Source organism: Vibrio owensii CAIM 1854 = LMG 25443 (assembly GCF_000817815.1).
GTDB classification, from domain to species: domain Bacteria; phylum Pseudomonadota; class Gammaproteobacteria; order Enterobacterales; family Vibrionaceae; genus Vibrio; species Vibrio owensii.
On the sequence record NZ_JPRD01000033.1, the window covers coordinates 1 to 19831 of the forward strand.

Consider the following 19831-nt stretch of genomic DNA (forward strand, 5'->3'; position numbering starts at 1 on the left):
TCTTCAGGTTTCAAAATCAATAGCGCGAAAGACGACGCTGCGGGTCTTCAAATCTCGAACCGCTTGAACGTACAAAGCCGTGGCCTGGATGTGGCTGTTCGTAACGCGAACGACGGTATCTCGATTGCACAAACTGCTGAAGGTGCAATGAACGAGACAACTAACATCCTACAACGTATGCGTGACCTATCTCTTCAATCTGCGAACGGCTCTAACTCAAAATCTGAGCGTGTTGCGATTCAAGAAGAAGTAACGGCACTAAACGACGAACTAAACCGTATCGCTGAAACCACATCTTTCGGTGGTAACCGTCTACTTAACGGTACTTACGGCACTCAGTCTTTCCAAATCGGTGCGGACAACGGTGAAGCAGTAATGCTTAACCTAAAAGACATGCGCTCAGATAACAAAATGATGGGCGGCGTGAGCTACCAAGCTGAAAACGGTAAAGACAAAAACTGGAACGTTGAAGCTGGCAAAAACGACATGAAAATCAGCCTGACTGACAGCTTTGGTCAGGAGCAAGAAATCAACATCAGCGCGAAAGCGGGTGACGATATCGAAGAGCTAGCGACGTACATCAACGGTCAAACTGACCTAGTAAAAGCGTCAGTAGATCAAGACGGTAAACTGCAAGTTTTCGCTGGTAACAACAAAGTTGAAGGCGACGTTGAATTCTCTGGCGGCCTATCTGGTGAGCTAGGTCTAAGCGACGGTAAGAAAGTAACGGTTGATACTATCGACGTAACATCAGTAGGTGGCGCACAAGAATCTGTGGCTATCATTGATGCGGCATTGAAATACGTAGACAGCCACCGTGCAGAGCTAGGTGCTTTCCAAAACCGTTTCAACCACGCAATCAGCAACTTGGATAACATCAACGAGAACGTGAACGCGTCGAAGAGCCGTATCAAAGATACCGACTTCGCGAAAGAAACGACTCAAATGACCAAGTCACAAATTCTATCGCAAGCGTCAAGCTCAATCCTTGCGCAAGCGAAACAAGCGCCAAACTCAGCGCTAAGTCTTCTAGGTTAATTTCTAACCTAAGACAAGAACCTCATTGGCTCGTGGTGAGAGATGAGCGAGTAAACCCAGCTTCGGCTGGGTTTTTTTATGCCCGTTTTTTAGGTTTGGATAAGCTTGAGTTACCTCCAGTTACAATATTAGAGATTCATCACACTTCAGTAAGCCAAAGAAAATAATCGCAAAAAATTGAAAATTTCTCCTAAAGGATATTTATAGGCCGCCGTTAAAGGGACTGAGAGAAATGAGATGTACCTAAGTGAGGTGAGAGACACGACGGTGCATCAACTAAAGCCTTAAGGAGATCAACTATGGCGATTAACGTTAATACTAACGTTTCTGCGATGACCGCACAGCGTTACCTAAACCAAGCGGCTGAAGGTCAACAAAAATCAATGGAGCGTTTGTCTTCGGGTTATAAAATCAATAGCGCGAAAGACGATGCTGCCGGTCTACAGATTTCTAACCGTTTGAACGCACAGAGCCGTGGTCTGGACATGGCTGTGAAAAACGCGAACGACGGTATTTCTATTGCACAGGTTGCTGAAGGTGCAATGAATGAATCTACCAACATCCTACAACGTATGCGTGACCTATCGCTTCAATCTGCGAACGGTTCGAACTCAAAATCAGAACGTGTAGCGATCCAAGAAGAAGTTACAGCACTTAACGACGAACTAAACCGTATCGCTGAAACAACTTCATTTGGTGGTAACAAGCTTCTTAACGGTACTTACGGTACTCAATCTTTCCAAATCGGTGCGGACTCTGGTGAAGCAGTAATGCTTTCTATGGGTAACCTACGTTCTGATACTTCTACAATGGGCGGTAAGAGCTACGCAGCAGAAGATGGTAAAGACGCGTCTTGGACAGTAAGTGACAAAACTGAACTTAAGATGAGCTACACCAACAAGCAAGGTGAAGAGAAAGTGCTGACTATCAACGCGAAACAAGGCGATGATATCGAGCAGCTAGCAACTTACATCAACGGTCAGAGCGACGATGTGAAAGCATCAGTAGGTGAAGACGGTAAGCTACAAGTATTTGCTGCTTCTCAAAAAGTAACTGGCGATGTTGATTTCTCTGGCAACCTAGCAGGTGAAATTGGTTTCGGCGATGCAAAAGACGTAACAGTTAAAGATATCGACGTAACAACAGTTGCAGGTTCTCAAGAAGCGGTAGCTATCATTGATGGCGCATTAAAATCAGTAGATAGCCAACGTGCGTCTCTTGGTGCATTCCAAAACCGTTTCAATCACGCTATCAGCAATCTAGACAACATTAACGAGAACGTTAACGCGTCTAACAGTCGTATTAAAGATACTGACTACGCGAAGGAAACGACAGCAATGACTAAGTCGCAAATCCTTCAACAAGCAAGTACTTCAATCTTGGCACAAGCGAAGCAGTCACCATCTGCAGCGCTGAGCTTGTTGGGCTAATTGGGTCGACTCAGCCTAGTGATACCATCACCAAAGCGATAGACCTAATCGTTAGCTCATAAGGTGGAAGGGAGATTGTAATGGAAATATCCTCCTACGTATCGAACATCCAGCCTTACGGCACACCGAGTGGCACAAAAATTGCTAAAGAAAATGGTATAGGCACGCCTAGCACAGCAAGTTCTAACGGCACCGTTCCCGTTGAAAAACCGAACGATTCCGAACGTGATCTCTCTGTTCAAGCTGCGATTGAAATGGCGGAGTCCCGCCAAGAGCTGAACAAAGAAGAACGCGAAAAAATGGTCGAGCAAATGAATGAATTTGTGAACGCCATGAATAAAGTGGTGGCGTTTCGGGTCGATGAAGAATCGGGCCGAGACGTTGTGACGATTTACGAAGCCACAACCGGTGATGTAATTCGTCAGATCCCTGATGAAGAAATGCTCGTGGTATTGCGTCGCCTAGCTGAGCACACAGCTAACCGCGGTTTGTTAGTTGAAAAGGTGTAAGTCGTTTTTGAGGTGATTTGATGAGTTTAGGCCCTTTGGGGATGTCTGGCGGCATGGATATCAATTCCATGGTCAGCAAAATTGTAGATGCCGAGCGTGTGCCAAAGCAGCAACGCATCGACAACGAGCGCGCGACAATTGACGCCAGCATCAGTGCCTATGGGCGACTCAGAGAATCGTTGGATACGATGAAAAACCTCATGGCGAATTTTCGTCAGGAGAAGGCTTTTGCCGTTCGTACGGTAGAAACCACCGATGATAAAATCGTATCCGCAACCGCAACTACTGACGCTATAGCCGGTAAGTATGCTATCGATGTGTTGCAGCTTGCACAGAGCCATAAAGTGGCTTCTGACGTTTTGCCAGAAGACGCTAAGTTTGGAGCTGGTAAGCTGCAGATTTCTCTTGGTGATGACACCTTCGACGTTAATGTCCGTTCTAGCTCCAAGCTAGTTGATGTCGTTCGTGGAATTAACGGCGCTAAGGATAACCCTGGCGTACGTGCTTCCGTAATTAACGACGTAGAAGGGCCGCGTTTGATCCTTGCCTCAAACCTTTCAGGCAAGGACCATCAAATCAAAGTCAGTGTGGATGCCGAAGCCGGTAACCCTCTGAAACATTTCGAATACAAAACTCTGGAAGACCGAGTGAACGCGCTTGAAGAAGCTCGTGAAGCGGCTGAAGCCGTACTTGGACCTCTGAAAGAACCAGAATCAAAGACCGATGCAGACCAATCTGAACAGGTGGATGCAGACGGCAATCCTATACCTCCTGAAGAACAAAAAACGGTAGAGAATTCGCAAGATGGCGCAGCGGATGAACCGATCTCTGCAGCTGGTGCCGCTGCGGCGAAAGCAGGGCAAGAAGCAATTGATGCTGCCAATAAACGAGCGGGTATGCGCCCGCAAGACAGTATCCCAGGTTGGACTGAAACCGCTTCTGGTACACTCCTCGATTCTTATCGTCCACCAGAATTAGAGTTGGACGAAGAAGCCATTGCTAAAGCTCCAGACGTACCAGGTTGGAACAATGCTGTCTCTGGTACGCTGACCGATTCGTACGTGACAACCAAAGAAGCCAAGCAACAGCTCGAACAAGAGAAAGCTGAAATCGAGCAAAAGATTGCCGATGAAAACCAAGAGCTTGACCAAAAAGTTGAGCGTGGCGAGTTAACGGAAGAGCAAGCGAAACAAATCCATCGCGCCAAGCTCGAGCCTGAAGAGCGTGAGCGTCTTGAGAAGATCGACGTTGCAGAAGCCAAAATCGTAGAAGCGCAAAAGGCCTTTGAAGTGTATTCAGGCATGACTGAAGTGCAAGCGGGTCAGGATTCGCAAGTGATGCTTGATGGCGTTGCACAGCTCTCGAGCCATAACAACGTGATTGAAGACGCCATTGAAGGTGTAAACCTCACGTTGAAAGGTAAATCCGAACTGGGTAAGCCGCCAGCTGAAATTGGTGTTGAGTACGATCGCCAAAGCGTTCGTGCAGACATCGAAAATTTCGTTTCTGCGTACAACTCGTTCTACCAAACCTCAAAAGCGCTCGCTAGCGTCGATCCGACAACAGGCCAGAAAGGTCCGCTTGCGGGCGATAGCACAGTACGTAACGCTGATGCGCGCCTCAAATCGGTGTTCTCAACATCCATTGAGAAAGCCCCAGAAGATCTGAAATCCTTAACTGAGTTCGGTATTACCACCACTCGCCAAGGTTCGTTGGAAATCAATTACGACATGTTGGATCGCCAACTGAACAACAACTTTAACGAGTTAGAGAAGTTCTTCGGCGGCAACACAGGTTTTGCTAAACGTGTGGAAGATGCGATTCAAGGCATCACGGGCGTCACGGGCAGTATCCGTACTAGTGAAAAGAGCCTGACAGAACAGAACTACAGATTGGGCGATGACCAAGCTGCATTAGATCGCCGCATGGACAGTTTAGAAAAACGTACCCACGCAAAATTTGCTGCAATGCAAGATGCCACAGGCAAGATGCAAGGGCAGTTGGGGGCGTTGATGAACGCGCTGGGTCAATAGATGAAAAACGAGCTCATTGAAATTAGTGATATTGATCATCTAATTACGCAAGAACTGGAAAAAGTCAACTTTAACGCTGAAGAAATTCAACATTTGGTCGATATCAGGGAACAGTTATTGCTAAACCTGTTAATCATTGTTGAAAGTAATCCATCGATTAAGCAGGAAACAGAGTGGCAAGACTTGCTCATTCGTACCAAAAGAATTGTAGAGCTGATGCAAAACGAGACCACTAATGTTGGTAAAGAGCTTCATAAGTTCCGTTATGGTCAACGTTCGCTTCAACAGTACAAAAAATTTATATAAAAGAGGAATACTATGCGCGGTTCTTTGCAAGCATACAAAAAGGTATCAGTCGACAGCCAATTGAGCGCGGCTTCTCCGCACAAAGTTATTCAAATGCTAATGGCGGGTGCAATTGAGCGTCTGATCCAAGGTAAAGCAGCAATGCAAGCAGGCAACATTCCTGCAAAAGGTGAGCGTCTGGGTAAAGCGTTGGACATCATCATCGCACTGCGCAGCGGTCTGTCTATGGACGACGGTGGTGATATTGCATCAAACTTAGATTCACTTTACGAGTTCATGATCACTCAGATCTCGACAGCGAACCACCAAAACGATCCTCAACCTATCGATGACGTTATCGACATTATTCGTGAAATCAAATCAGCTTGGGACCTGATCCCAACTGAGTTTCACAACTTAACGGCCGCTGAAGTAGGCATTTAATAGATAAAACAATACCTCACTTATCTGGTCGGGTATTGTGTCTGATTGCACAGAAAGTCGTTCAGTAAAGTTACAATCAAGCTCACACCTCTTTATTACTTGGTTGCCTTATTTTTTTATTCAAATAAAATAGAAGTCATTAGTGGCCCCTAATGGCTTTTTTTTGTTGCTGATTTTCCTATTTTGTCTATCGTTAATTGAGAGTGGTTCCACCTTTCTTACACTCAATTGCGCAAATCAAGGTCTGGCCGCAACACACCCATAATAAAGGCAATCATTCTTACTTATGCAAGGTTTGGCAAAGCTGCTTGTAATCGATGACGATGCACCAAGTCGTTTGAATATAAGCAATATATTGGAATTTGTTGGAGAAAGTTGCGAAGCTGTCAGTTCTGATCAGCTAGGCGATGTAGACTGGTCTAGCGTTTGGTCAGGTTGCATTGTTGGTAACATCTCTGCAGGTCGTGCTGCGACAGCGGTGATGACCCACCTCAACGAAGCGTACCATATCCCCCTTCTGGTTCTGGGTTCTTTCCCATTACCTGTTGATGACTTGCCAAATTTTGTCGGTGAATTAGAACAACCTTTAAACTACCCACAACTTAGCGAAGCGTTACGTCACTGCAAAGACTTCCTTGGTCGCAAAGGCGTTAATGTCGTCGCAAGCGCGCGCAAAAATACCCTTTTCCGTAGCCTTGTTGGCCAAAGCCGAGGCATTCAAGAAGTTCGTCATTTGATCGAACAAGTATCGGGCACAGAAGCAAATGTGCTGATCTTGGGTGAGTCTGGCACGGGTAAAGAAGTCGTCGCACGTAACATTCACTACCATTCTGCCTATCGCAATGGTCCGTTTGTGCCAATCAACTGTGGCGCGATCCCACCAGAGCTTCTGGAAAGTGAGCTGTTTGGTCATGAGAAAGGTGCGTTCACTGGCGCGTTGACCTCACGTAAAGGCCGTTTTGAATTAGCCGAGGGTGGTACGATCTTCCTTGATGAGATTGGTGATATGCCAATGTCGATGCAAGTGAAGTTGCTGCGTGTTCTGCAAGAGCGTTGTTTTGAGCGCGTAGGTGGCAACACCACAATCAAAGTAAACGTTCGTGTTGTAGCCGCAACGCACCGCGATCTAGAAACCATGATCGACGACGGCACGTTCCGTGAAGACCTTTTCTACCGCTTGAATGTGTTCCCAATCGAGATGCCTGCGCTAAAAGCGCGTAAGCAAGACATTCCTTTGTTGCTACAAGAGCTAATGACGCGCTTAGAAGCAGAAGGCGGACAACCAATTTGCTTCACTCCTCGTGCGATTAACTCGTTGATGGAACACAACTGGCCGGGTAACGTTCGTGAACTTGCCAACCTTGTCGAACGCATGATCATTCTCTACCCAAACAGTTTGGTTGACGTAAACCATCTGCCGACCAAGTACCGTTACAGTGATATTCCTGAGTTCCAACCAGAAGGTAACCCATTTACTTCGGTTGAAGAACAAGAGCGCGACGTGTTCCAAGACATCTTCTCTGAGAACTTCAGTTTTGAAGATCAAAGCGATCTGGACCACAACATGAATGCCCCTCAAGCTTTACCGCCAGAAGGCGTGAACTTGAAAGAGCTTCTGGCCGATATGGAAGTCAACATGATCAGCCAAGCGTTAGAAGCGCAAGGTGGTGTCGTAGCAAGAGCTGCTGACATGCTGGGTATGCGACGCACGACTTTGGTGGAGAAGATGCGCAAATACAACCTACAACGCTAGGTTTTATCTGACACCGAAGTAAGCACTTTCCATTGCGCTTGTTATCTTCTCCGACAAGAAAAGCGCACTTTTCCTAGTGTCAACTTCTTGTCGTTAGTATAACGCTATGATAAATATAGAAAATAGCTTGGTACGCTAATTGCTTACCAAGCTATTTTAGTTTTTAAATGGCGATATTTCGACAGGCAGTGAATGGACAATAATACCAACCAATCCCATTTAGACTCGGTAGAGAATCAGGTCGAGCGTTATAAGCAGGTTTTGGATGTGATGCCCGCAGGTGTGATCTTATTGGATACACACGGTGTGGTACGCGAAGCCAACCCAGAAGCGCACCGTATCCTTGAGATCCCACTGGTCAACGAGAAATGGTTCAACATCATCCAAGTGGTATTTGATCCGCGCGAAGATGATGGTCATGAAGTCTCACTGCGTAATGGCCGTAAGGTTCGTTTGGCGATCTCGGCCTCTGCGACGGGTCAACTTATCCTGATCACTGATCTAACAGAAACGCGTTTGCTGCAATCTCGCGTGAGTGACTTGCAGCGCCTGTCATCGCTTGGTCGCATGGTGGCTTCTTTGGCTCACCAAGTGAGAACGCCGTTATCGAGCGCCATGCTATATGCATCCAATTTAGGTGCGCCAAATCTCCCTCCGGCGACAAGAGAGCGATTCCAAAGCAAATTAATGGATCGACTGCACGATTTGGAGAAGCAGGTTAATGATATGCTGCTTTTTGCCAAAGGTGGTGATAATAAAGTCATTAAGCCTTTTAACATTGCTCAGCTTGTTGCCGAATATCAGCCAATGGTGGAAACCGCGCTGAAGAACAACAGCATCGACTACTTCCTAGAAGTCGAAGAAGAGAACACTGAGTTGTTAGGCAACGCTAACGCCATTGCTTCAGCACTGAGTAACTTAGTGATGAACGCGATTCAGATGTCTGGAAAGGAATCGCAAATAGATGTCTTTTTCCGCCCGGTGAACGGTGAACTGCGCATTTCTGTGCAAGACAGCGGTCCGGGTGTACCAAAAGAACTGCAAGCAAAAATCATGGAGCCATTCTTTACCACGCGTTCTCAAGGAACCGGGTTAGGGCTCGCTGTGGTTCAAATGGTTTGCCGTGCCCATGACGGTCGATTGGAACTTATTTCAGAGCAGGGTGATGGAGCCTGCTTTACCATGTGCATTCCGCTAGAGCGAGTGCAAGCAGAAGCGCAATAAGCGGCTTTTGTCGATAACAATTACTGGAGAATCATAATGGCGCAAAGCAAAGTGCTGATCGTAGAAGACGATGAAGGTCTTCGTGAAGCCCTAGTGGATACTCTGGCTCTGGCAGGGTACGAGTGGTTAGAAGCCGATTGTGCAGAAGACGCTTTAGTGAAGCTGAAGTCGAACGCGGTGGATATCGTGGTTTCTGATGTACAAATGGCAGGCATGGGCGGTTTGGCTCTGCTACGCAATATCAAACAGAATTGGCCAAACTTGCCAGTTCTTCTTATGACGGCTTACGCAAACATTGAAGATGCCGTGTCGGCAATGAAAGAAGGTGCGATTGATTACATGGCGAAGCCATTTGCACCAGAAGTTCTGCTGAACATGGTGAGCCGTTATGCACCAATCAAAAGTGATGACAACGGTGATGCCGTCGTTGCAGACGAGAAAAGCCTGCGCCTACTTGCGTTAGCTGACAAAGTGGCACGCACTGACGCTAACGTAATGATCTTGGGCCCAAGCGGCTCAGGTAAAGAAGTCATGTCTCGCTACATCCATAACGCTTCAAACCGTAAAGACGGTCCTTTTGTTGCGATTAACTGTGCGGCGATTCCAGACAACATGCTGGAAGCGACACTATTTGGTTACGAGAAAGGCGCGTTTACTGGCGCGGTTCAAGCGTGTCCGGGTAAGTTTGAACAAGCCCAAGGCGGCACGATTTTGCTCGATGAAATTAGTGAAATGGATTTGAGCCTGCAAGCGAAACTGCTGCGCGTTCTTCAAGAGCGTGAAGTGGAGCGTTTGGGTAGCCGTAAGAGCATCAAGTTGGACGTTCGTGTATTAGCAACCAGTAACCGTGACCTTAAGCAGTACGTGTCAGAAGGCAACTTCCGCGAAGACTTGTACTACCGCTTGAACGTATTCCCAATCTCATGGCCAGCACTTTGTGAGCGTAAAGGCGACATCTCGCCACTTGCGCAGCACCTTGCTGAACGTCATTGCAGCAAAATGGGTATGCCAGTGCCTAAGTTCTCTCAAGTCGCATTAGATAAGTTGCTTCAATACCCATGGCCGGGTAACGTTCGTGAGTTGGATAACGTGGTTCAACGTGCACTGATTTTGAGTGAAAACGGTGACATTGATGCAGAACACATTTTGCTGGAAGGTGTAGATTGGCAAGATGCCAGCAGCCTGCAACATGTTGTACAAAATGCAGAAGTGGTGGTACCGGATGTTAAGCCAGTCGCGCAAGCAGAATCTATCAACCGTGTTGCCGCTGGTGGTGAAGGACTCGGTGGTGAACTGCGTGACCAAGAATACGCGATCATTTTGGAAACGCTGATCGAATGTAACGGTCGTCGCAAAGAAATGGCAGAGAAACTAGGCATCAGTCCACGTACTTTGCGCTATAAACTTGCCAAAATGCGTGACGCTGGTATCGATATTCCGGCTTAGTATTCACATAAATAGCCATAGGACAAAAGTGTGGGTACACTACGGCACTATTGTCTTATGGCACAGTAATTGCTGTGTCAATAATCAGTTTTATTTAATAGTCAAACTTTTGGCTTAGAGGTGACAATGAAAGTTGATGGTATTCAGGCAGAAATGCGCGCCATGATGGTGGAAGCGACTAATACCGCTCCCGTTGCAACAGGTGCGAAAGTTGGGGCAGATTTTGGTGATCTCCTAACGAAAGCCATCAATAACGTAAACTCACTTCAAAAAGCATCGGGCGATCTGCAAACGCGTTTTGACCGTGGTGATGCCGATGTTTCCCTTTCTGACGTTATGATTGCTCGTAACAAGTCCAGTGTTGCATTTGATGCCACTGTACAAATCCGCAATAAGCTCGTTGAGTCCTACAAGGACCTCATGAACATGCCAGTGTAATTTTAGGTAATAAGTGTGGCAGAGAAGTCTACAGATTTAACCGTCACTGATGGCGGCGCAGATGGTGCACTGATCGCTGGCTCAGATTTGGATGTGGATAGCCAAAACCCAGATCTTGAAGAGCGCAGTGCGTCAAAATTCGATATGGCAGTAGGCGACCTCGATTTACTTCGTCAGGTCGTGTTAGTGCTGTCCATTTCTATCTGTGTTGCGTTAATCGTGATGCTTTTCTTCTGGGTGAAAGAACCGGAAATGCGCCCACTTGGTGCATACGAAACCGAAGAACTGATCCCAGTGCTGGATTACCTCGACCAGCAAAAAATCAATTACAAGCTAGATGGCAACACCATTTCTGTGGAATCGAGTGATTACAACTCGATCAAGCTGGGCATGGTGCGTGCGGGCGTGAACCAAGCGACAGCGGCAGGCGATGACATTCTGCTGCAAGACATGGGCTTTGGTGTATCACAACGTTTGGAACAAGAACGTTTGAAGCTCAGCCGTGAACGCCAACTTGCACAAGCGATTGAAGAGATGAAGCAGGTACGCAAAGTGCGCGTGTTGCTCGCTCTGCCAAAACACAGTGTGTTTGTTCGTCATAACCAAGAAGCGTCTGCTTCAGTATTTTTGACGCTCTCTACAGGCGCAAACCTAAAACAACAAGAAGTGGATTCCATCGTTGATATGGTGGCGAGTGCCGTTCCGGGCATGAAGACCTCTCGTATTACAGTAACCGACCAACACGGTCGTCTACTTAGCTCAGGTTCTCAAGACCCTGCGTCTGCGGCTCGCCGTAAAGAACAAGAGTTAGAGCGCAGCCAAGAGCAAGCGCTGCGCGAGAAGATTGATTCTGTTCTTCTACCAATCTTAGGTTTTGGTAACTACACCGCTCAGGTGGATATCCAAATGGATTTCAGCACCGTTGAGCAAACTCGTAAGAATTTCGATCCAAATACTCCAGCAACGCGCAGTGAATACGCGCTAGAAGATTACAACAACGGCAATATGGTTGCGGGTATTCCTGGTGCTCTGAGTAACCAACCGCCAGCCGATGCGTCTATTCCTCAAGATGTGGCGCAGATGAAAGACGGTTCGCTAACTGGCCAAGGCTCAGTACGCAAAGAATCAACGCGTAACTTTGAGCTCGATACCACCATCAGTCACGAACGCAAGCAAACGGGCACATTGGCGCGTCAAACCGTTTCAGTGGCGATCAAAGACCGTCGCACCGTAAACCCAGATACGGGCGAAGTGACTTACACGCCGCTGTCAGAATCAGAAATTAACGCCATTCGCCAAGTGCTGATTGGTACGGTTGGTTTTGATCAAACCCGTGGTGACTTGCTAAACGTCCTGAGCGTGAAGTTTGCTGAGCCAGAGCTTGAGCAAATGGTTGATCCACCAATTTGGGAACATCCAAACTTCAACGATTGGGTTCGTTGGTTTGCGAGTGCGTTGGTGATCATCGTGGTTATCTTGGTTCTGGTTCGCCCTGCGATGAAGAAACTGCTTAACCCTGCGAGCACCGACGAAGATGAAATGTACGGACCAGATGGCTTGCCAATTGGTGCGGATGGTGAAACCAGCCTTATTGGTAGCGACATCGAAAGCGGTGAACTGTTTGAGTTTGGTTCAAGCATTGATTTGCCTAACCTTCACAAAGATGAAGATGTACTTAAAGCAGTACGTGCTCTGGTAGCAAACGAACCAGAACTTGCTGCTCAAGTTGTAAAAAACTGGATGAACGAAAATGGCTAACGATATCGTACCTCAAGGTGAAAACGGCGTAGGTGTTCCTGCGGAATTTGATGTCTCTAGCATGACAGGTGAAGAAAAAGCGGCGATTTTGCTACTGAGCCTGAACGAAGGCGACGCTGCTGGCATCATTCGTCACTTGGAGCCAAAGCAAGTTCAACGTGTTGGTAGTGCAATGGCGCGCGCTAAAGATCTGAGCCAAGACAAAGTGTCTGGTGTGCATCGTGCGTTTTTAGAAGACATCCAGAAATACACCAACATCGGTATGGGCAGCGAAGACTTCATGCGTAATGCGCTGGTGGCTGCTCTGGGTGAAGATAAAGCAAACAACTTGGTTGACCAAATCCTATTGGGTACAGGCTCGAAAGGTCTGGATTCACTCAAGTGGATGGACCCTCGTCAAGTGGCAAGTATCATCGTCAACGAACACCCGCAGATTCAAACCATCGTACTTTCGTACTTGGAGGCGGATCAGTCAGCAGAAATACTTTCTCAGTTCCCAGAGCGTGTGCGTCTGGATCTGATGATGCGTATTGCCAACCTAGAAGAAGTTCAGCCATCTGCACTGGCAGAGCTGAACGAAATCATGGAGAAACAGTTCGCAGGTCAAGCGGGTGCACAAGCAGCGAAGATTGGCGGCTTGAAGGCGGCAGCAGAAATCATGAACTACCTAGACAACAACGTCGAAGGTATCTTGATGGAGCAGATTCGCGACCAAGACGAGGACATGGCAACACAAATCCAAGATCTCATGTTCGTATTCGAGAACTTGGTGGAAGTGGACGACCAAGGTATTCAGAAATTGCTGCGTGATGTTCCTCAAGACGTTCTACAACGTGCACTTAAAGGTGCCGATGACTCTCTACGTGAGAAAGTCTTCAAGAACATGTCTAAGCGTGCCGCTGAGATGATGCGTGACGATATCGAAGCAATGCCACCAGTTCGTGTTGCAGACGTAGAAGCGGCGCAAAAAGAAATCTTGGCGATTGCTCGTCGTATGGCAGACGCTGGCGAAATCATGCTGTCTGGCGGCGCAGACGAGTTCTTATAATCCTTTTTTATTCTTCCTGCTTAAGTGGGAGGAATGTACTTCCTTAATCGCGCATTTTTCAAAGCACTTTATTTTTAATATCAATTTCAAAATAGACAGATTGTAGGTTAAGCATGGCTGGCGATAGAAAACGTGGATTTATCCGTCCTGATGAAGATGATGCGATGATCGAACCGCAGCGCTGGGGGGGGCCTGATTATGGTGAGCTAAAAGCCAAGCAAACTGCGTTTAACTACGATCCGAGTTGGGTACCAAATTTTGACGAACCGGAAGAAGAGCAAGCGCTTGAGCTGACAGAAGAGCAGATCGAACTGATCAAGCAAGGCGCTTATCAAGAAGGTCTGTATCAAGGTCAAGAAGCAGGCTTTAAACAAGGTTACGACAAAGGCAAAGAAGAAGGCATTCAAGCAGGTCATGCAGAAGGTCTTGAACTGGGTAAAGCGGAAGGTGTTACCGCTGGGCAAGAGTACACCCAGCAGCAGGTAGAAACCTTCATGAACTTGGCTAACCAGTTTGCTCAACCTTTAGAGCTGATGAACGCTCAGGTTGAAAAGCAGTTGGTGGACATGGTGCTGTGCCTAGTTAAAGAAGTTGTGCATGTGGAAGTGCAAACCAACCCTCAAATTATTCTCGATACTGTAAAACAATCTGTCGAAGCGCTACCTATTTCTGGCCATCCAATTACTTTGCACCTGAACCCAGACGATGTGGCGATCATTCGCTCTGCATACGGTGAAGAAGAACTTGATTGTCGTAACTGGACTTTGGTGGCTGAGCCGTCATTAAACCGTGGAGACGTACAGATTGCTGCTGGCGAATCGAGCATCAACTATCGTATGGAAGAACGCATGAAAAGTGTGTTGAACAGCTTCTGTGGTGCAAACCGCCATCAAGGGGGCGAGTAATCCATGCAAGCCTTGGCTGACCGTTTAAAAAACTACAAAATCGAAGGGTTAACCACGCGCCCAGTTGCTTCAGGCAAGCTCGTTCGCGTTGTAGGCTTAACCTTAGAAGCGACAGGCTGTCGTGCTCCGATTGGTAGTTTGTGCCTAGTCGAGACCATGTCCGGTCATATGGAAGCGGAAGTGGTGGGCTTTTCTGGTAATAACCTTTTCTTAATGCCTAGTGAGCAAATCACGGGCATCTTACCGGGCGCGAAAGTGACGCCGTTGACCAGCGAAGCGGGTTTGCCCGTTGGAATGGAACTGCTTGGGCGTGTGGTTGATGGTGTGGGTAACCCACTTGATGGCCTTGGCCCGCTTTATACCGATCACCGCGCTTCTTTCAATGCTGAGCCAATTAACCCATTAGCGCGTAAGCCGATTTCTGAGCCACTTGATGTGGGTTTAAAAGCCATCAATGGCTTATTGACGGTCGGTAAAGGTCAACGTATCGGTCTGTTTGCGGGTTCTGGTGTGGGTAAATCGGTCACCCTTGGCATGATGACGCGAGGCACAACGGCACAAGTTGTTGTCGTTGGCCTGATTGGTGAGCGTGGACGCGAAGTAAAAGAATTTATTGAAGAGATTTTGGGTGAAGACGGACGCTGTCGTTCTGTGGTGGTAGCTGCTCCAGCCGATGCCTCGCCTTTGATGCGCTTAAAGGGCTGTCAAACTGCACTGACGATTGCCGAATACTTCCGTGACCAAGGATTAGATGTTCTTCTACTGATGGACTCTTTGACGCGTTTTGCTCAAGCGCAGCGTGAGATTGCGTTGTCTGTGGGTGAACCGCCTGCAACCAAAGGTTATCCGCCTTCGGTATTTGCTAAATTGCCTGCCTTGGTGGAACGTGCTGGTAACGGTGGTGATGATCAAGGTTCGATCACCGCATTCTTTACCGTTCTGACCGAAGGTGACGATCTGCAAGATCCGATCGCCGATGCGTCACGTGCGATCCTCGATGGTCACATTGTCTTATCTCGTGAAATGGCAGATGCGGGTCACTACCCAGCCATCGATGTCGAGAAATCGGTGAGCCGTGTTATGCCGCAAATCACCACAGAAGAGCACGTGTTGATGTCGAAAGCGGTGCGTCAGGTGTTGTCGATTTGCCGCAAAAACCAAGACTTGGTTTCGATTGGCGCTTATAAACCGGGTACCGATCCTGCTATCGATGGTGCATTTACCCTCAAACCAAAACTGGACGAGTACTTGCAGCAGCGCATGAAAGAGTCTGTGCCTTATGACATGTGCGTCAACATGTTGAAGAGTATCTTGGGTGGGTAATAGCGTATGAATAACGCCATGGAATTCCTACTTGAGCAGGCAAAAGAACGCGAAGACCAAGCCGTACTTGCGCTCAATAAAGCTCGCTCTGAGCTTGAAGGTTACTACCGCCAAGTAGAGCAAATTGAAAAGTACCGCTTAGATTACTGTCAGCAGTTGGTAGACCGTGGTATGGCAGGACTCACCGCAAGCCAATATGGCCACTTAAACCGCTTCTTAACCCAGCTTGATGAAACGCTTTCCAAGCAAAAACAGGCAGAAAACCACTTTAAAGAGCAGGTGGTGAACTGCCAAGATTACTGGTTAAACATGCGTAAAGAACGGATGTCTTACGAGTGGATGATTGAAAAGCGCGAGAAAGAAAAGCAAATTGCGGAAGCGAAGCGTGAGCAAAAGCAGATGGATGAGTTCTCTACCTTGCTGTATAGCCGGAAACCGCAACGTTTTTAAGCGTTTCTCATCGTTATATCGCGCTAGTGCTGCTGGTTATATATCTACTGATTCAAGCAAGGTCACTTTGACGGAGTTTTGCTCTATCAACTCAAACACTTTTGGTCGAATCTCGCGAATCCACCATTCATTGTAAGTCTCTGCATATATCGCTTGTCGCGCTTGTTCACTGTCAAACTCACGTAACCAGACAAAGTAATCGTGCCCATCTTCACCCGTGTGAACATAGATGTTTAAGACACGCATGCCTTTGGAGCGTTGGTAGGGCAGCAACTCGTCTTTCATCCACGTTAACCATTGCTCTGTTTTGCCAGTCTTAATTTTATATTGGCGAAGTTCTGTGACTTTCAAAGCGATTCCTTATTGATTGAGCAAGGCTTCTGTTTACGCTCCCACCAATGAATAGTCAAATTTTGATGATGGTTTACGCATCTTTGATGCTGCTTAGGGATATCGCAAAGTTGATCTTTGTTCCACTGTAGTCGTCTCACTTAACCGTCAGAAATTCCACACTATGCGTTGGCGTGATTTTTGCTATTTAGCCGTCAGTATCGGGTCTTTTGACCTAAATTTGCCGCCTATGTGCAATCCGACAGCGAGTTGCTCAACGCTGCCGATGACGAGAGTTTTTATATGAATGTGAATTTATCCAATGTTTCTGCAACCGATAAAACGTCGGTTCCCGATTCTTCAAGTAAAGTTGCTGCAGAAAACCCTGAAAGCAAAGGTTTTTTTGAAACCTTAGACGGGGTATTCACTGATTCACAAAAAGCCGAAAAAGCGGTGGCAAAATCTGATGCGCCAGAAGTATCGGCAGAAAATATAGACGAGGAGACAAAAGTCGCTGAAGCTGTGGATGGCGAGAAAGTGGCATCTGCAGAGTCAACCGATGAGCTACTTGCTCAAGGCGACGGTAAACAAGTTGCGAGCAGCAAAGCGGGTGAGCTCTCAGATAGCGAATCGGCTTCTAGCGGTGTTAAACAAACCAATTCCTCGGAAGGCGATGCAACCCAGTCAGCAGCAAATGGTGCTTCAAACCAAGTTACACAAGGCTCGATAGCAAACCAAACGCAACCTAATGATGCAGACGTTTCTAAACAGGCGCCTGACGCTCAAGTGAAAAGTGCGATGGGTGAAGGTCAACAATTGTTGGGGCGTATTGAGCAAGCAAACCAAACGCTTAAGCCTAATGAGCAATTAGTTGATAGCGGCAAAGCACTGCCACCTGAAGCAGTATTGGCGCAAAACGTTGCTCAACATGAAAAAGACACCCCGCTGACTCCAGAACAACAAGCTCATCAGCTAGCCACGCAGGACATGAAGCACACTGCAGCTCAAGCGAGTGCGCAGACAGCCGTATCCCCAAATGCTGACAAAGCAGCGTTGTCTGCAATGCCAGAAGCGCTAGTGGCAGCAAATCTGAACCCAGCGGCTCAGGCTGCTTCTAGTGCAGAGTTGAGCAAGAAAGTGATGAATGCTGGTCTTGCTGCAGGCGTGTTGAAAGGTGTTTCAAGTAAGCAAGATAAACCGGAACCACAACGTGGTTTAGCAGGGCAAATTCAAGCGGCAGCAGGTCAACAAGGCGTGACAGCTCAACAACAAGTACGAGTAGATGCTGCGCAACAGGCACAGTTACCGTTGCAACTAACCAAAGAACTGGTCAATGACCAAGTGGCAGAGAAAGTACAGATGATGATGTCGAAGAACTTAAAGAACCTCGATATCCGTCTTGATCCACCAGAGCTTGGTCGTATGCAGATCCGCATGACAATGAACAACGACCTTGCTAACGTTCATTTTACGGTGGCAAACCCGCAAGCGCGTGACTTGATTGAACAAACCTTACCTCGCCTGAGAGAAATGTTGGCTCAGCAAGGTATGCAATTGGCGGATTCGTCGGTTCAACAACAGAGCAGTAGTCAGCAACAAAGTGGCTACGCCAATGCGGAACAAAACGGTCAAAGCTCTCAAGGTCGTGGATTTTCTGGTCAGTTAGATGAAAACTTTGATGCTGACACGAATCTTGATTTGAATGTGGTTTCAAAGCGTGATGGAATTAGTTTTTACGCATAAAATAGCGGCCTAAAAAAGCAGAACAATAAGAGACAGTAATGTTAGAAGAACAGCTACAGGGTGCGGATGCGCCAAAAGGAAAAAGTAAATTACTGATCATCATTATCGCAGTGGTATTTTTGCTGGTTGGCGGTGGTGGTGCCGCTTTCTTCTTAATGGGCTCTGATGAGCCAGCGCAAGCGGAGCAGACCGAGCAAGCACAAGCGCAAACAGCGGCTGAGCCGATCGCTTATGTGAATATCGCGCAGCCTTTTATTTTTAACGTGACGGGAGATCGTCGCGATAGACTGGTACAAATCAAAGCGCAACTGATGGTGCGTGGCAGCGAGAATGAGCAATTGGCTCGTTACCATTCTCCACTGATAGAGAGTTCACTGCTATCAACATTTGCTTCAGCGACCGTGGAGCAACTTCGTTCTCCAACAGGACGAACTGAGCTACGTGATCGCGCTTCTGATGATATCAAAGCCGCACTGAATGCCGCTGTTGGTAAGCCAGTGATTGAGAAAGTACTGTTTACAGATTTTGTAATTCAATAGGTATAACGTGACCGATCTATTAAGCCAAGACGAGATTGATGCGCTTCTGCATGGGGTTGACGACGTTGATGACGTCGATGAACCCATAGATAATGACACCGAGGGTGCCGTCAGTTTCGATTTCTCGTCTCAAGACAGGATTGTCCGTGGTCGAATGCCGACGCTCGAACTTATCAATGAGCGTTTTGCCCGACACATGCGAATCAGCCTGTTTAACATGTTGCGTAAAACCGCTGAAGTGTCGATCAACGGCGTGCAGATGATGAAGTTTGGTGAATACCAAAATACCCTGTACGTTCCGACAAGTTTGAACATGGTGCGCTTCCGTCCACTTAAAGGTACGGCGTTGCTCACCATGGAAGCACGCTTGGTATTTATTCTGGTAGAAAACTTCTTTGGTGGTGATGGTCGTTTCCACGCCAAAATTGAAGGTCGCGAATTTACCCCAACTGAGCGTCGCATCATCCAGCTTCTGCTGAAAATTGTTTTCGAAGACTACAAAGAAGCGTGGTCGCCAGTAATGGGTGTGGAATTTGAATACCTCGATTCTGAAGTAAACCCAAGCATGGCGAACATCGTCAGCCCGACCGAAGTGATCGTCGTGAGCTCATTCCATATCGAAGTCGATGGCGGCGGTGGTGATTTCCACGTGGTCATGCCTTATTCGATGGTGGAACCAATCCGCGAACTGCTTGATGCGGGTGTTCAATCCGACAAGATGGAAACTGATGTGCGTTGGAGCTCGGCACTACGTGAAGAGATCATGGATTGCCCAGTCAACTTCCGTGTGAATCTGCTAGAGAAGGACATCTCTCTGCGTGATTTGATGGAGCTGCAACCGGGCGATGTGATTCCGATTGAAATGCCAGAACACGCAACAATGTTCATCGAAGACTTACCAACTTACCGTGTGAAAATGGGGCGCTCCGAAGACAAGATGGCGGTGCAGATCTCTGAAGAGATCGAACGCCCGCACGTAGTAAAAACAGATTTAGCGTTTTTGGGTAAAGACATCATGTCTGAACTTGAAAGCGACGACGATACAGACGATTAAAACCCTTACTCATCACAATCGCCTCGCTTTGTTCTCTGTTATCAACAACAAAGAATGAAGTCAGAAGTATGGCGCAGTAAG

The 19831-nt window shown here is 47.4% G+C and carries 19 protein-coding genes; 18 read left to right on the forward strand and 1 reads right to left on the reverse strand.

Translation table 11 applies throughout. From position 1 onward, the window contains the following. The 15 genes from H735_RS18290 to fliJ form a co-directional block, all read left to right on the forward strand. The coding region (locus H735_RS18290; protein ID WP_052268487.1) for a flagellin at positions 1 to 1038 on the forward strand (1038 nt) is incomplete at its 5' end. Positions 1039 to 1337: 299 nt separating this feature from the next. Beyond that, on the forward strand, positions 1338 to 2468 hold the full coding sequence (locus tag H735_RS18295; RefSeq protein ID WP_020196547.1) for a flagellin: 1131 nt from the start codon (positions 1338 to 1340) through the stop codon (positions 2466 to 2468). 80 nt (positions 2469 to 2548) lie between these two features. After that, the gene (gene flaG / locus H735_RS18300; RefSeq protein ID WP_020196548.1) at positions 2549 to 2977 is read left to right on the forward strand and encodes a flagellar protein FlaG; all 429 of its coding nucleotides are present in this window, start codon (positions 2549 to 2551) and stop codon (positions 2975 to 2977) included. A 20-nt stretch (positions 2978 to 2997) separates the two neighbouring features. Next, complete coding sequence (gene fliD / locus H735_RS18305; protein WP_020196549.1) at positions 2998 to 5010, forward strand: flagellar filament capping protein FliD; 2013 nt, start codon at positions 2998 to 3000, stop codon at positions 5008 to 5010. Then, entirely contained in the window at positions 5011 to 5316 is a 306-nt protein-coding gene (locus H735_RS18310) for a flagellar protein FliT (RefSeq protein WP_020196550.1), read from the forward strand. A gap of 12 nt (positions 5317 to 5328) precedes the next feature. Next, positions 5329 to 5739, forward strand: coding sequence for a flagellar export chaperone FliS (fliS, locus tag H735_RS18315; RefSeq protein WP_020196551.1), 411 nt, complete (start codon positions 5329 to 5331; stop codon positions 5737 to 5739). Positions 5740 to 6025: 286 nt separating this feature from the next. After that, complete coding sequence (locus H735_RS18320) at positions 6026 to 7492, forward strand: sigma-54 dependent transcriptional regulator (RefSeq protein ID WP_005438666.1); 1467 nt, start codon at positions 6026 to 6028, stop codon at positions 7490 to 7492. A 192-nt stretch (positions 7493 to 7684) separates the two neighbouring features. Continuing rightward, the gene (locus tag H735_RS18325; RefSeq protein ID WP_005438668.1) at positions 7685 to 8716 is read left to right on the forward strand and encodes a sensor histidine kinase; all 1032 of its coding nucleotides are present in this window, start codon (positions 7685 to 7687) and stop codon (positions 8714 to 8716) included. A gap of 36 nt (positions 8717 to 8752) precedes the next feature. Further along, complete coding sequence (locus tag H735_RS18330; protein WP_009707377.1) at positions 8753 to 10162, forward strand: sigma-54-dependent transcriptional regulator; 1410 nt, start codon at positions 8753 to 8755, stop codon at positions 10160 to 10162. 126 nt (positions 10163 to 10288) lie between these two features. Beyond that, the gene (fliE, locus tag H735_RS18335) at positions 10289 to 10600 is read left to right on the forward strand and encodes a flagellar hook-basal body complex protein FliE (RefSeq protein ID WP_005438670.1); all 312 of its coding nucleotides are present in this window, start codon (positions 10289 to 10291) and stop codon (positions 10598 to 10600) included. A 15-nt stretch (positions 10601 to 10615) separates the two neighbouring features. Next, the gene (gene fliF / locus H735_RS18340; protein WP_020196552.1) at positions 10616 to 12358 is read left to right on the forward strand and encodes a flagellar basal-body MS-ring/collar protein FliF; all 1743 of its coding nucleotides are present in this window, start codon (positions 10616 to 10618) and stop codon (positions 12356 to 12358) included. After that, positions 12351 to 13406: a flagellar motor switch protein FliG gene (gene fliG / locus H735_RS18345; protein ID WP_020196553.1), complete on the forward strand. Its 1056-nt coding sequence runs from the start codon at positions 12351 to 12353 to the stop codon at positions 13404 to 13406. The genes fliF and fliG overlap by 8 nt, the downstream gene beginning before the upstream one ends. Positions 13407 to 13519: 113 nt before the next feature. Beyond that, a complete protein-coding gene (fliH, locus tag H735_RS18350; RefSeq protein ID WP_020196554.1) occupies positions 13520 to 14311 on the forward strand; it encodes a flagellar assembly protein FliH in 792 nt (263 codons plus the stop codon). A gap of 3 nt (positions 14312 to 14314) precedes the next feature. Further along, positions 14315 to 15634, forward strand: a complete 1320-nt coding sequence (gene fliI / locus H735_RS18355) for a flagellar protein export ATPase FliI (protein WP_020196555.1) — start codon at positions 14315 to 14317, stop codon at positions 15632 to 15634. A 6-nt stretch (positions 15635 to 15640) separates the two neighbouring features. Further along, positions 15641 to 16084, forward strand: coding sequence for a flagellar export protein FliJ (gene fliJ / locus H735_RS18360; RefSeq protein ID WP_027726724.1), 444 nt, complete (start codon positions 15641 to 15643; stop codon positions 16082 to 16084). A 36-nt stretch (positions 16085 to 16120) separates the two neighbouring features. Here the strand turns inward: fliJ and H735_RS18365 are convergent, their stop codons facing one another. Beyond that, positions 16121 to 16435, reverse strand: coding sequence for an NIPSNAP family protein (locus H735_RS18365; protein ID WP_020196557.1), 315 nt, complete (start codon positions 16433 to 16435; stop codon positions 16121 to 16123). Positions 16436 to 16717: 282 nt separating this feature from the next. Between H735_RS18365 and H735_RS18370 the strand changes: the two genes are divergently transcribed. The 3 genes from H735_RS18370 to fliM are packed head-to-tail and all read left to right on the forward strand — an operon-like array spanning position 16718 to position 19750. Further along, on the forward strand, positions 16718 to 18157 hold the full coding sequence (locus tag H735_RS18370) for a flagellar hook-length control protein FliK (RefSeq protein WP_020196558.1): 1440 nt from the start codon (positions 16718 to 16720) through the stop codon (positions 18155 to 18157). Between the two features lie 38 nt (positions 18158 to 18195). Beyond that, on the forward strand, positions 18196 to 18696 hold the full coding sequence (gene fliL / locus H735_RS18375; protein WP_020196559.1) for a flagellar basal body-associated protein FliL: 501 nt from the start codon (positions 18196 to 18198) through the stop codon (positions 18694 to 18696). Positions 18697 to 18703: 7 nt separating this feature from the next. Next, complete coding sequence (gene fliM / locus H735_RS18380; protein WP_020196560.1) at positions 18704 to 19750, forward strand: flagellar motor switch protein FliM; 1047 nt, start codon at positions 18704 to 18706, stop codon at positions 19748 to 19750. Positions 19751 to 19831: the final 81 nt, after the last annotated feature.